Origin of the sequence: Bradyrhizobium sp. 187, assembly GCF_023101005.1 — a bacterium.
Taxonomy (GTDB): domain Bacteria; phylum Pseudomonadota; class Alphaproteobacteria; order Rhizobiales; family Xanthobacteraceae; genus Bradyrhizobium; species Bradyrhizobium canariense_D.
Genome location: NZ_CP064693.1, coordinates 4525576 through 4538283 on the forward strand (window position 1 = coordinate 4525576; position 12708 = coordinate 4538283).

A 12708-nucleotide genomic window follows, 5' to 3' on the forward strand; every position below is an offset into this window, starting at 1 on the left:
CGGAACTGTCATTCCGGGCGATGCGTCAGCGCCGCCCGGGACGACGATGTTAGCTCTTACGCCGCGCGCACGCGTTCGAGGAAGCCCTCGACCTCGGCCTTCAGGTGCAGGCTCTCGCCCGACAACGCCTGGGCGGAGGCAAACATCCGGCTGGACGTCTCACCGGTCTCGTTCGCACCCTCGGCGGCCTGACGGACGTTGACGGCGACATCGGCCGTGCCCGATACCGCCGCGCGAACGCTGGCGACGATGTTTTGGGTCGCGCTCTTCTGCTGCTCGACCGCCGCCGAGATCGAGCCCGCGATGCCGCTGATGCGCTCGATGGTCTGGCTGATCGCCTTGATGGCGACAACCGATTCCTCGGTCGCAAGCTGCATGCTGGCGATCTGGTTCGAGATCTCGTCGGTCGCCTTGGCAGTCTGGCCGGCGAGCGTCTTGACCTCCTGGGCCACCACCGCAAAACCGCGGCCGGCATCGCCCGCGCGCGCGGCCTCGATGGTCGCGTTCAGTGCCAGCAGGTTGGTCTGCTCGGCGATCGAGGTGATCAGCTTGACGACATCGCCGATGCGCGCGCCCGCCTCGGAGAGCTGCGCGATGCGCTGATCGGTCGCCTCGGCCTGCCGCACGGCCTCAGCGGAAATGACGTTCGATTCCTGCACCCGCCGGGTGATTTCGGAGATCGATTGAGACAGCTCGTCCGAGGCCGACGCCGCCGAACGCACGTGCTCGGAGGCGCTTTCGGAAGCTCCGGCCGACCGCGCCGACAGATCGGCGGTGGAGCGCGCAGTGTCGGTGAGCTGCCGCGCCGTCCGCTCGAATTCGCCTGACGATGTCAGCACCTTGTCGAGAATGCCGCCGACACCGCCCCGGAACTCCTCGACGAAATTGCGCAGCTCGGATTTGCGCTGCTCGGCGGCCGCAGCCGAAGCGGCCGCCTGCTCGCTGCGCATCCGCGCCCGCTCCTGCGAATTGCTCCTGAACACCGCGACCGTGCGGGCGATCTCGCCGATCTCGTCGGCGCGATTCTCGCAATCGATCTCGACGTCGCTCTGGCCTTCGGCGAGCGCGGTCAGCGAGCGCGTCACTGAGGTGAGCGGCTTGGTGACGCGGCGGACGACCAGCAAGGTCAGAACCAGCACCAGCAGCGCCGCGAGCCCGGCGGCGATCGCCATGCTTTCGATGGTGTGGGCCAGCATGCTCTCGAATTGGGCCATCGGGATGCCGACATAGAGGATGCCGGCGACCTTGCCGCTGGCGTCGGCGATCGGGAAATAGGCGGTCATGAAGGACTTGCCGAACAGGGTGGCCGGGCCCTTGTAGACCTCGCCACGACGCAGCAGCGCCTGCGCCGGATGATCGGCGGCAAGCTGGGTCCCGACGGCGCGGTCGCCATTTTCCTTCTTCACGTTGGTCGACCGCCGCACGAACTGCCCGCTCGCATCGTCGAACACGAACAGGGTCGCGTTGCCGCCGACATAGGACACCGCGCGATCGACGATGGCGTGATCCCTAAAGTCCGGCATCTTGGGAATCTCGGCGCGCGCCACCGCGCCATCCCGCATCGTGATCTTCGCATCGGGAACGATTTCGGCAAAGGCCAGGGCCAGCGTCCGCAGGCTAACCTCGATGTCGCGGAGCGCGCGATCGTTGAAAGCGGAGCTGAGCGACCAATAGCCGGCGCCAACCACGAGCACCGTATTCATGGCGATCAGCAACACCGCGCACAGGAGCGCCTTGGTGCCAAGTTTGAATTGCGGCAGAAACTTCGCCGTTGCACGATTAGACATGAAGGGAATGACTCCTGTAATTCCTGCATATTCGTGCAAGCGGCTTACGGTCACATTAACGGCGGTTCCAATCGCCGCCCCCGCGACATGCTTGCCAAATCGTTAACGAGGACGCCCTGACCACGCCCAGAACTACGCTAAGGACTACGCCAAGCGCTCCGCCCAGCATCGTCTGGTTTCGCGACGACCTCCGCCTGTCCGACCACCCCGCCCTCCGCGCTGCCGCCAAGAACGCTGCGAAGACCGGCGCGCCGGTGATCTGCCTCTATGTGCTGGACGATGCGGCCGGGCGAGCGCCGGGCGCCGCGGCGCGTTGGTGGCTGGCGCAGTCGCTGCGGGCGCTCGGCGCCGACATTGCCACCCGCGGCGGATCGCTGATCCTGCGCAAGGGGCCGGCAGCCAGGGTGATCGCGGAGGTGGCGCGTGAGAGCGGAGCCCGCACGGTCTACTGGAACGGGATCGCACAGCCGCATCAGGCGGTTGAGCGGCAGCTCGAAGCGGCGCTGGCAAAGCTCGGCGTGGACTCGCAAAGTTTCCCCGGCGACCTGCTCGCTCCGCCCGCGGCAATCCGCAACAAGGAAGGCCGCGGCCTGCGCGTGTTCACGCCATTCTGGCGGCGCGTGCTGGCGCTCGGCGATCCGCCGAAGCCCCTGCCCGCACCGAAGGAGCTGGGTCCTGCGCCGACGGTCGCCAGTGACACGCTGGAGACCTGGAAGCTCGAGCCTGGCAAGCCAGATTGGGCCGACGGCCTGCGCGAGACATGGACCCCGGGCGAAGCTTCCGCCCGCGCTCGCCTGCGCGACTTCCTCAAGCACACCGCACAAGGCTATGTCGGCGATCGCGACCGCCCGGACCGAGAGGGCACCTCACGCCTGTCACCGCATTTGAGGTTCGGCGAGCTCAGCCCGCGCCAGGTCTGGCACGCCGCGCGGTTCGCCGCGGAGGAAAATCCCGCGATCGGACCCGGCGTCGACAAGTTCCTGAGCGAGCTCGGCTGGCGTGAGTTCTGCCGGCACCTGCTGCACGACCACCCCAATCTTGCAACCGAAAACCTGCAAGCGAATTTCGACGGCTTCTCATGGAAGCCCGATGCCAAGGCGCTCTCCGCCTGGCAGCGCGGCCGCACCGGCTATCCCATCGTCGACGCCGGCCTGCGCGAGCTCTGGCACACTGGCGTGATGCACAACCGGGTGCGAATGGTCGTCGCCTCGTTCCTGGTCAAGCACCTCCTGATCGACTGGCGCGACGGCGAAACCTGGTTCTGGGACACGCTGGTCGATGCGGATGCCGGCAGCAATCCCGCCAACTGGCAGTGGGTCGCCGGCTGCGGCGCCGACGCGGCGCCCTATTTCCGCGTGTTCAATCCGGTGCTCCAGGGCGAGAGGTTCGACCCGAATGGAGCCTATGTGCGACGCTGGGTGCCCGAGTTGAAGGATGTGCCACCCGAGCTGATCCATCAGCCCTGGCAGGCGACACCGATCGAGCTTGCGAGCGCCGGCATCACGCTCGGCAAGAGCTATCCGCATCCGATCGTCGATCATGCCAAGGGACGAGAGCGCGCGCTCGCCGCCTACGCAAAGATCCGCAAAGGTTGAGCGTTGCTTTGACACAATTATGAAACGCGCTATCGTCACCGCTCCATGCAAACCGTGGGGGACGATATGGACGACGACAAGCCGATCACCGAACAGGCGATGGACACGATCACCACCGCCGTGGAAGCGACCAAGGACGCCGCTGTCACTGCGGTGAAGCAGGTCAGGAAAGCCGCCAAGAAGGCTGCGAAGAAGGTAGCGCCGAAGAAGGCGTCCAAGAAGAAAGCCAAGAAGGCTCCGAAGAAAACTTCGAAGGCCACCAAGAAGACTTCGAAGAAAGCTGCAAAGAAGTCGTCGAAGAAGGCGGCCAAGAAAGCAGCAAAGAAAACAGCAAAGAAAACAGCAAAGAAGGCCACCAAGAAAGCTGCCAAGTCGAAAAAGAAGGCCACGAAGGCCAAGCGCTGATCGCAACGCTCAAGTCTCCGGGGGCGGACGCGCCCGGAGACGGCTCCAGCGATATCCTACCCTCACCGCTTGGCTGCGCGCCGGCCCGGGTGATGTTTGCCTTGCGGATCGCGAAATTCGCTGCGATGGCCGCGCCGGTCCTCGGCGTTGAAGCGCCGGCGCTTCTCGGGCGAGCCGAACTGCTTGATCAATCTCCTGCCGTTCACCTTTTTGATGACGTAGCCGCCCTCGGTCATCGAGAACGGCTCCTTGAGCAATCCCATGTGGTCGAACTTCGTGCCGCGGGGATGCTTGAAGGGTTCGAACCAGGACGGGTAAACGAAGTTCGACATCGGGAGATCGTTGACGACGAAGGCGTCCTCTTCCACTGCGTCGCAGACCTCGTAGGCGTATTGGGTGTGCCGGGTCTTGTCGGCCCACAGATTGGCCATAGGGTCGAGCACCATCTCGAACAGCTCATGCGAGGCTGCCAGACTGACCGGATCGTCCTTGGACAGCGCCTTGAGGAAGATCTTCGAGATCGGCTGTCCCCGATGCGTCAATTCATGCCGCCCGAGGAAATTCTTGTGGGTCGCATCGTCGAAATAGACCAACTGCCAGTCAGTGGGCTTCGGCTTGCGGGTAACGTCGAGATCGACGGGGTAGCCCCAGACCGGCAGGAAGTGCTCGTCATAGCATTTCTGCAGCGCGGCCGTGAGCCGCGCCATCACCTGCTCGCTCATCATCTCCTCTGCATAATTAATGCAGGCAATCCGGACTGGCTTCAGGGACCTGCCAAGCAATGCGCGTCTCGCCTTCTTCATGGAAAATCACCTGTGAAAGGGGCACTGAAATGCGCCGACCCTAGCACGAACGCGCCGCGCACGTCAGGGATGTAGCGGCTTGGCCCGCCGGCCCTAGAAGCGTCGGTTGACCACGAACACCGCGGCCGCGCACATCACCATGCCCGCGATCGCCAGCGCATCGAGCTTTTCTCCGAACAGCAGATAAGCCATCAGCGCCGTCACGGCGGGCACCAGATAGAACAGGCTTGCAACAGACGTGGCGGCGGCGTGGCGGATCAGCCAGTACAGCAGCCCGATCGACCCGATCGAGAGCGCCACGGCGAGCCAGGCCAGCGCGAGCATGAACTCGCGCGTCCAGTGCACCACGCGGTCCTCGAACAGGAACGCGCCGATCGCGAAGAAGATCGTGACGGACACGTACTGCACGAGATTGCCGGCGCGCCAGTCGATGTGGTTGCAGTAGCGGCGCTGATAGAGCGTGCCGAGCGTGATGCTGATCAGCGAGACCACCGAGGCGAGCCAGCCGAGCCCGGCTTCGCCGGTCATGGGACGGCCGTGCAGGATCAGCACCACGCCGCCGAGGCCAAGCACGAGCCCCGCCCATTGCACCGGCGTCACCTTCTCCCCGAGCCAGCGGTTGGCGATGGTCGAGGTCAGGATCGGCTGAAGGCCCGGAATGAGCGCGGAGAGCCCGGCCGGAATCGAGTGCGCGATCGCGATCGCGGTGCCGCCGAGATAGAAGCCATGGACGAGAATGCCCGCGACTGCGCTGTGCGCGATGCCGATACGATCCGGCCATTTCGGTCGCGCGATCGCGACGATGATCGCCATCAGACCGACCACGAACGCCATGCGGATCGCGAGGTAGGTCAAGGGATCGGCATTGTTGACGACGTATTTGGTGCCGATGAAGCCCGTGCTCCAGAGCAGGACGAACAGGATCGGCGCGGCGCGGGCGGCCAGGGCTTCTTGATTGTGGTTCATTGGCGCCCTCATTGCCTCACAGGGGGCCGATGCGGCAATGCGAATTTCGGCCAATTTCGTCCGGGCGATGCTGCGCTGCGACGGACCGGACGGCTCAGCGGCTCACCATTCGTCCGGACAGGGATCGATGATCTTCCAGAGCTCGACGCCGTTCTTGATCTTTTTCATGTCGGTGGTGAGCCCGCCATTGCGGCGAATCCAGTCCTTCACCGTGTCGGGGTAGTAGGCCATCAGGTCGGACGTCCCCTCCGCGCTGGTGACCTTGATGCCGAAAGTGAAGGCCTTGTCGTAGTAAGCCTGGTGGAAGCCGAGGCTGGCGCGCGGCGTCACGCAGATCTTGTTCATCGGCACGATGCCGAGCACCAGGGTGCAGGCCGAGTTGCAGATGCCGTCGATGATGACGCGTTCGCCCTTCTCGCGGACGCGCTTGTACTTGGCCTTGTACTCCTCGACATAGCCGCCGTGGTCGCGGGTAATATGCAGCTCGGCCCGCGCCGGCGTGGCGGCGACGACCGAGAGCAACAGCAGGCTCAGAAGCGTGATGCGCATGGCGAGGTGACGGCGAAAGCCTTCAGGAATGGACCGGTCTATGAACCCCGAGAAGCCGGCAACAGGAGTCTTGAGCTAATTCTCTTTGGTCATACTTGTGTGGGGAATTCGTTAAGCATCTCGAAAAGGCCAAAAATGGGCAAGTCCGGACCACAGAACCGGCAATTCTGTCACACCCACCCCGGAATCTGCGGGATTGGCGTCGATTTCCGGGCTGCAGACGGGTGTTCCGGCCGCCCGAACTGGCTATAAACGGCTGACCTATTCGTGCGGGTTCCGGAGATTCGAGATGAGCAAGTTGAAGCTTGTAGCCGCGGTTGCTGTCCTGTCGGCCGCAATCCTTGCCCCTGGCCTCGCAGAGGCGCGGGGATACCACCGGTACCATCGCCACTACACGAACCCGCTGCCCTACCCGATCAGCTATCTGCACAATTACGGGCCCGGCATTACGCCCGGGACGTTCGCCTTTTACGACGGCCCGTCGACCAACCATTGCTACCAGAGCGCAGCCGCCTATGTCGGCCAGGACCGCCGTCGGCACCCCTGCTTCTGAGGGGTGCAGGCGGGTCCTCTGCGGGGGCCGCTATTTGGCGGCGCGGACAGCAGTAATTGCTTCTCGATCTCGTAGACCGGCAGTTTGACGAGGTCCTTGCCGACCTCGCCCTGGAGTGCCTTGCGCACCACATCCGAACAATCGGCGCGAATCATCCCAAGCGCACGCGGCGAGGCCACCATGGTCAAGGCCGAGGTTCTCGCCTGAGCTGACGGCGGCATCGAGCCGTCCGGCCAGGCCGCGCAGGAAGGCGCGCTCGGCCTCGTCGTGCCAATCAGTCTGCTCCACCGAGCTGCGCGTGCTACCGGCCGCGCCGTGGAGCCTGCCCGGCGCGTCGGTCCCTTGCGCACCGGTCGAGGGATTGGGCTGTTCGTGCACCTCCCTGGTGTGGAGGTTCGGAAACATCTCGTCGCCGAGGTTTTCCGAATAAGCGCCTTGCGCCCGTCGCACACGACCAGCCAGTCACCCTTGTCGATTCTCATTTGGTCCATTGCACAGCTCCAAAGCCACCTCGCTAGCCAGCTCATCGAAATGCTCGAAAGCTGGCCACGACGCCAAGCTTAGGGACGAAGCTGCACCGACGAATTGCGCGGGATCAAGGATGGCGGCGATGTCCTGCGGAGCGCAACGCAAGCGCAGCATTGGTCAAGAGCGCGAACCTGGGATAGTCTGGCGGAGCTAAAGGTCAGGCCTGCGGCGGGCTGGGCTGAAGACCTGTTCATCAGCATTACATTTCGGTCCCGCCACAATTTGATCAGAACAAACTTCGATATCCCTGTATTGCGTAAGCGGAGAAAGACATCATGAAGCTTAGAATTGGCCTCGTCGCCGCGTCCCTGTTCGGTGCGTTGGTCGCATCATCGGCGGCGTCTGCCATGCCCATCGCGCCTGCTCCTGCGACGCCGCAGGTCTCCGACGTCGAGCAGGTCCGCATGGTCTGTGACGCCTGGGGACGCTGCTTCTGGCGCCCGAACTACTATGGATACTACGCCCCGCGGCCCTATTACGGTCCCCGATATGCACCGCGCTTTTACGGTGGCCCTCGCTATTACGGACCACGCTATCGCCGCTGGTGATTCTAAAGGGGCCCTTCGGGGCCCCTTCGCTTTTGCGAGATCAAGGATGTTGGTCTGGAGTCATTCCAAAACTGATCTAGATCAAAGACGCAATCCGCCACGCCGTCATTCTCCGACGATGGTCGATTTGATCGTTTTTCGATGTCCCCAGACGGGTATGAATGTGCAGACACGTCTGGAGAAGCAACTGAGACAGGAGGCGCAGAGCTTTGCCTCCTTCGCCTGTCCCGCCTGGACGCGGCTGCATTTCATCGACCTCGCATCCGGCCAGCCGATGACTCGGGACCGTTGACGGCGACATCGATCCGCCAAGCTTCATGCCATGATGTCCGCAATACTACGGCCCGGAATCCGGTTTACTGAAGCGCGATGTTTCGCCATTGATGGCGATGTTCCGACGTTCATTTGATTGTCATATTGCAGCAGACGGTCGCACGCATGTTGTTCGACGCCCTCGCCCCATCCTCGGCGCTTCAATTGATCGGCTTTGCCGACGTCGATGCGTTTCGGCCGATCGAGTCGATGGAGGATGCGAGAAGCATTCCGCTCGACGTCCGGAATTTCGCTGCGGCTCGTGCTGTCGTCTCCCTGCCCGGCTGCCGCATCGTCATGATGCGCTCGTTCGCGCGCATCCTCGACGCCGCCTATCGGATGCCCGGGGGGATGGTGATCCTGCCCATGACGGACGACCTTCAGGTCAATTCCAAGGGCATGGATCTGGACACGCGTTTCTTCATCGCGCTCCGCGGCAGCGATGAATGCCATTTCGTCGAGCGCCGGACCAATCATCATGCGATGATCATCTTCTCACCCGGCATGAGCGACCGGGGCTGGTTCGATCAGGCGGACGACTTGCGGGCCTATGTCGCGAACCGCCCCGCTTTGCTCCACATTCGGCAGCTCCTGCTCGACATTCTGCGAACCGCGTCGGTGCAGCCGGCCCTGTTCGAAACGACCGAGGTCGCCGCCCATCTCCAGGAAGGCCTGCTGCTCGCGCTCGACGATCTGTTTCGCATTGATTCGCTCTCGGACCGGAGTGCCTCCGTCCAGGGCGAGCGGTCGATCAAACTCGTGCAGCGGATCGACGATTACGTCGCAGCACATCCGACTGCTCCGATCTATACCGCCGATCTCGCCGGCGAGTTTGGCGTCTCGATCCGGACGCTCGGCGGCGCCGTCAGCAAGGTGCGTGGCATGAGCCTGCATCAATACATTCGCCTGAAAAAATTGTGGGCGACGCGGTCTCGCCTTCTCAAAGGCGGGGGTGCCAACGTCGCCACATGCGCGCGCGCCCAAGGCTTTCACCATTTGGGGGAGTTTGCCGCAGCTTACCGCGCGACCTTCCACGAAGCGCCGTCCGACACGCTGGCACGGGGCCGGCAAGCCGGTCCGACGGCACGCTGACCAGATAGGCTCCGGCCTTCCGACGCGGCGCGCGCCTCAAGGGAACCAGTTCCTTCGAACCGCATTATCCAAGCAGTGCGCCGGCGGCGCACTGAAGCACCCCGCGCCCCACACGCGGGTTTTTTCTCGCCGTCAACCAAGTGGTTCAGGAAAAAAATGTCTATCAGCCGCAACGTATTGTTTCTGATCATCGGTGCTCTGGTCGTCACGGCGGCCGTGCTCGGCTACAATCTCTACCAGACGAAGAAGCAGCCCGATGGCCTGCAAATCAATGTCGGTCCCAACGGGCTGAAGATCCAAGGCAAATAGAGGCGGCTCACGGCCTCGCGCCAGATCCGAGAAAACTCTGGCCCTGCAAGTGGCGCGCTCGGAGAGATTCGAACTCCCGACCCTCGGAATCGAAATCCGATGCTCTATCCAGCTGAGCTACGAGCGCCGTGGCCCAGATCTTGGACCGTAACCGAGACGCCCCAGATAGGTGCTGGCGAGCCAGCAGGCCGGGCGACGTTCGGATGGGTTCGAATTAGCAGAGAGGCCGGCCAATAAAAAGCCCTTCCGGCCTCGATTCGAGACGGGTCAGACCCGCCCTCACCAGGTGCTGTTGAAGAAGCCGAAATGCGGCTGCTGCGCCATCACCATCATCGGCCGCCCTTGCTGCGGCACCGGATGCGTTCTGGCGACCTTGCGCTTGGGCTGCTGCGCCGGGGTCTGAGGAGGCTGGGCCTGCGCCTGAACTTGCGGCTGAATTTGCGTCTTGGCCTCGGTCTTCTTGACCGCAGCGGTATCGGCCTTCGCGGCCGGCGTGAATTGGGCGAACGTCTCGCGGACCCGCGCCTTGGCTGATATCTCGGCCAAAGCGGGTGACATGCTCTCCACGGGCGGCTGGGGAGCCGCGACGGCGGCGATCTTCGCCGCAGGGGCGGCAAGCGTCGGCTGACTGGTGTCGAGTACGACACGCTCCGGCAGGTGGCGATCGGACCGGATCCGAATCAACGGCTGTTCGTTGCTTGCGGTTGCGATAGCCTGCGTCACAGGCGAAGTCGGCAGAACGTAGTTCGCCGCGAACAGCAGTGCGAGCAAGGCTCCACCGACGAAGAAGAAATACCGAAAGATGGGCATTGGCCAAGCTCCGCCCGCCGCATCCCCGCGTGGGCTCTCCGCCTTAACAGGCGATCATTTAATTAGTTCCTGGCCCAGCCGTTCGGTTCAAATGGCGACGCCAAGTTTTTCGGCCAACCCCCAGGACAGTAACTTTTCCGCTACCCGGCACTGCCGGCCTTAGGTCCGGCGTGCTGCCACAAGCGAACACTTCGCCTGATCGGCATTCACGTTGACGAAGCCGACAGGAATGCGCGCAAAAGTCTTGCGGCTCTTCATGCTGACCGGATCCGCCAGAACGCGGGTGCGGTCGGTGAGATGACTGCCATCACGCCGCGCAAAAGCGCAGACGATCTCGACATCCTTTACGGCATAGTCGTTGTCGTTGCGCAGCGTGAGCGTCACCAGCGCCTTCGATCCAAGGCCGCCGCGGCGCCAGGTCTGAGATGAAATCCTGATCCGGCCGAGTTCTGCCATTGTCGGAATCTGAGCTTCGGAGGCCGGCGACACGGCGACCGCATCGCGCGAAGGCGCCGTCTCGACGGCTGCCACGTCAGACCTCACCGGTTCGGCACTGTTGCCTCTGGAGACGGGGAGCAGCATCCAGATGCCGCAACCGACGATGATGGCCGCCAACAGCCACAGCAGGCCTCGCCCAAATGAAACGCTCGCGATCGTCACCACCGGCGCCAGTCGTTCGCCGGTCCCGGCGAAACGCCCTAACCCGATGCGGTCAAACCCAGCGCTCATGGTTGCCTCACCGATCGCAGCGGAAGCACGTTTCGACAACGGATTCGGCCACTGCTTACTTAATCCGGAAGGCGAACTAAGGTTCCCGCGCAGCTGCCGAGTCGGCAAGAGCGGTGGCGGTCACGGGCCGAGCCCGCTAACATGCGCTGCAACATCAAGATCCGTCGGGAGAACACGAAATGCCAGTCGTCACTTGGGATCACGTCCATCTGCGCAGCCCCGATCCGGAGGCCACGGCGGCCTGGTTGCGGGACATCCTCGGTGGCGAGATCGTGCAAGCGCCCGGACGGATCGACGTGAATCTCGGCGGCGCAAGGATCTTCATTGCGCCCCTCGAGGGCGACAATGCGGTCAACCCGCCGCCGCCGCACCCGCATCAAGGCCTCGACCATTTCGGTCTCACGGTGAAGGACATCGACGCCGTCGCCGCCGAGCTCAAGGCCAAGGGCGTCACTTTCACGCGCGAACCGACCACGATCCGCCCCGGCGTGCGCATCTGCTTCATCCGCGGCCCCGAAGGCATCTCCATCGAGCTGCTCGAGCGCGACAAGAAATATACCTGACACGGCGCGCGCCGCTCACCGGGCGACGTTGCCTCCCGGCGTGCCTCAAGTCATGCTGCCGGGCATGAAGCAGCGGACGGCGACGCCCATGTAGCCATAGATCGGCCAGACCATGGTGCGCCCCACCCGGCTCGGCTCCGAGATCACGGCCTCCTCGGGCACCTCGACCCAGACGAGCTCCTGCGGTCGGCCGTCGATCACGTAGCCATAACGCGGGACGCGGACCCGATAGTGCCCGTCCTTGCTGTCCCAGTCGGTGTCCGAGAGCGCCGAGCCGTCGGCATCGGAGCAACAAGGCCCCTTGCCGCTTCGCAGTCCGTCGAACCAGGCCTTCAATTCGGCATTGGCGTTGACGAACTGGCCGCGGTCGCGCGCGTGGCCGAAGGGGGCCGCGAGTGCGATCAGGGCCAGGACGCATGCTAGGCTCGCCACGGTTCGCCAGCATGCCGCGCCGCCGATCCGCCGTTGTCGTGTTTCGCAAATCGTGGGACGCACACTGTACAGATGCGGCTTCTCGCCGCCGGAATCGATCCAGTTGCTCACGTTTGTCTTGCTCCAGCCCCCCGCGGCCAGTGCAACAATGGTTATGCATTTCGCGGGCCAACTTGATTCGCAACGACTGGCCTCGCTTCATGATCAGACCGTCATGGCGGTGTCATAGACAAGCCGGGACAATTACGGCTCACGGGCAAGCTCGCAAGGTCGGCGGCCAAACTGCCGCGTTGGGTGGCCGCATGCCCTTTGGCATAAATGCCCTACCGGTTACGCCATTGGGCGATGGCGGCCGGCCTCGGGACGTTATGAAGAACGGCCTCTATTCGATTCACGTGAACCTGCTCGATGGTCGGGTCGGCAAGGGCAGCGGCGTGATTCTTTTTCGCGACGGCAAGATTCTTGGCGGCGATGCGTACCTCTACTACACCGGCAGCTACACGGTGAAGGACAACACCTTCAAGGGTGAGGTGCTGGTCCAGCGTCACACCTCGCCGCGGGGCGACGACAATCCGCTGTTCGGCGGGCCTGCCGCGGTCGGCATCGGCGTCAGCGGCACGTTCACGGAGACGCGCGGGGACATGACGGGCACCGCGCTGGTCGGCAAGGCCAGCCAGATTTTCGGCGCGACGCTGCATAAGCTTGCAGAGGCCGACTAGAGCTTCGG

The 12708-nt window shown here is 63.7% G+C and carries 15 protein-coding genes, 1 tRNA gene and 1 pseudogene; 8 read left to right on the forward strand and 9 right to left on the reverse strand.

What is annotated here, in order from left to right:
• Positions 1-56 precede the first annotated feature (56 nt).
• Positions 57-1787: a methyl-accepting chemotaxis protein gene (locus IVB19_RS21775; protein WP_247819866.1), complete on the reverse strand. Its 1731-nt coding sequence runs from the start codon at positions 1785-1787 to the stop codon at positions 57-59.
• A 194-nt stretch (positions 1788-1981) separates the two neighbouring features.
• Here IVB19_RS21775 and IVB19_RS21780 point away from each other — a divergent pair, with 194 nt between their 5' ends.
• Both IVB19_RS21780 and IVB19_RS21785 read left to right on the forward strand, forming a co-directional pair.
• Complete coding sequence (locus tag IVB19_RS21780) at positions 1982-3382, forward strand: cryptochrome/photolyase family protein (RefSeq protein WP_244561231.1); 1401 nt, start codon at positions 1982-1984, stop codon at positions 3380-3382.
• Positions 3383-3448: 66 nt separating this feature from the next.
• Entirely contained in the window at positions 3449-3787 is a 339-nt protein-coding gene (locus IVB19_RS21785; protein WP_247819867.1) for a histone, read from the forward strand.
• Between the two features lie 62 nt (positions 3788-3849).
• Here IVB19_RS21785 and IVB19_RS21790 read toward each other — a convergent pair whose 3' ends face one another.
• The 3 genes from IVB19_RS21790 to IVB19_RS21800 all read right to left on the reverse strand — a co-directional run bounded on the left by IVB19_RS21790 (position 3850) and on the right by IVB19_RS21800 (position 6105).
• Positions 3850-4590 (reverse strand): hypothetical protein, encoded by a 741-nt coding sequence (locus IVB19_RS21790; RefSeq protein WP_085360890.1) that lies wholly within the window; start codon positions 4588-4590, stop codon positions 3850-3852.
• Positions 4591-4683: 93 nt separating this feature from the next.
• Positions 4684-5556: a DMT family transporter gene (locus IVB19_RS21795; protein ID WP_018455279.1), complete on the reverse strand. Its 873-nt coding sequence runs from the start codon at positions 5554-5556 to the stop codon at positions 4684-4686.
• A 102-nt stretch (positions 5557-5658) separates the two neighbouring features.
• Entirely contained in the window at positions 5659-6105 is a 447-nt protein-coding gene (locus IVB19_RS21800; RefSeq protein WP_007603109.1) for a hypothetical protein, read from the reverse strand.
• Between the two features lie 289 nt (positions 6106-6394).
• Here IVB19_RS21800 and IVB19_RS21805 point away from each other — a divergent pair, with 289 nt between their 5' ends.
• Positions 6395-6658: a hypothetical protein gene (locus IVB19_RS21805; protein WP_018455280.1), complete on the forward strand. Its 264-nt coding sequence runs from the start codon at positions 6395-6397 to the stop codon at positions 6656-6658.
• A gap of 50 nt (positions 6659-6708) precedes the next feature.
• Here IVB19_RS21805 and IVB19_RS21810 read toward each other — a convergent pair.
• Positions 6709-7149: pseudogene (locus IVB19_RS21810) on the reverse strand (host attachment protein); the annotation flags it as partial.
• A 312-nt stretch (positions 7150-7461) separates the two neighbouring features.
• On the opposite strand from IVB19_RS21810, the gene IVB19_RS21815 reads away from it, so the two are divergent.
• The 3 genes from IVB19_RS21815 (at position 7462) to IVB19_RS21825 (ending at position 9447) form a co-directional block, all read left to right on the forward strand.
• Entirely contained in the window at positions 7462-7734 is a 273-nt protein-coding gene (locus IVB19_RS21815; RefSeq protein ID WP_018455281.1) for a hypothetical protein, read from the forward strand.
• 438 nt (positions 7735-8172) lie between these two features.
• Positions 8173-9138 carry an AraC family transcriptional regulator gene (locus IVB19_RS21820; RefSeq protein ID WP_247336114.1) on the forward strand — a complete coding sequence of 322 codons (966 nt, stop codon included), beginning with the start codon at positions 8173-8175 and terminating at the stop codon, positions 9136-9138.
• 156 nt (positions 9139-9294) lie between these two features.
• Entirely contained in the window at positions 9295-9447 is a 153-nt protein-coding gene (locus IVB19_RS21825; RefSeq protein WP_018455284.1) for a hypothetical protein, read from the forward strand.
• 50 nt (positions 9448-9497) lie between these two features.
• Here IVB19_RS21825 and IVB19_RS21830 read toward each other — a convergent pair.
• From IVB19_RS21830 to IVB19_RS21840, 3 genes are all read right to left on the reverse strand, one after another.
• Positions 9498-9574: transfer RNA gene (locus IVB19_RS21830), tRNA-Arg, on the reverse strand.
• 152 nt (positions 9575-9726) lie between these two features.
• Positions 9727-10257, reverse strand: a complete 531-nt coding sequence (locus tag IVB19_RS21835) for a hypothetical protein (protein ID WP_085384250.1) — start codon at positions 10255-10257, stop codon at positions 9727-9729.
• 159 nt (positions 10258-10416) lie between these two features.
• The gene (locus tag IVB19_RS21840; protein WP_247455483.1) at positions 10417-10986 is read right to left on the reverse strand and encodes a hypothetical protein; all 570 of its coding nucleotides are present in this window, start codon (positions 10984-10986) and stop codon (positions 10417-10419) included.
• A gap of 179 nt (positions 10987-11165) precedes the next feature.
• Between IVB19_RS21840 and IVB19_RS21845 the strand changes: the two genes are divergently transcribed.
• A complete protein-coding gene (locus tag IVB19_RS21845) occupies positions 11166-11549 on the forward strand; it encodes a VOC family protein (protein ID WP_018455287.1) in 384 nt (127 codons plus the stop codon).
• Between the two features lie 45 nt (positions 11550-11594).
• Here the strand turns inward: IVB19_RS21845 and IVB19_RS21850 are convergent, their stop codons facing one another.
• Complete coding sequence (locus IVB19_RS21850) at positions 11595-12092, reverse strand: hypothetical protein (protein ID WP_247336111.1); 498 nt, start codon at positions 12090-12092, stop codon at positions 11595-11597.
• Between the two features lie 257 nt (positions 12093-12349).
• Between IVB19_RS21850 and IVB19_RS21855 the strand changes: the two genes are divergently transcribed.
• Positions 12350-12700, forward strand: a complete 351-nt coding sequence (locus tag IVB19_RS21855; protein ID WP_007603093.1) for a GrlR family regulatory protein — start codon at positions 12350-12352, stop codon at positions 12698-12700.
• The last annotated feature ends 8 nt before the right edge of the window (positions 12701-12708 follow it).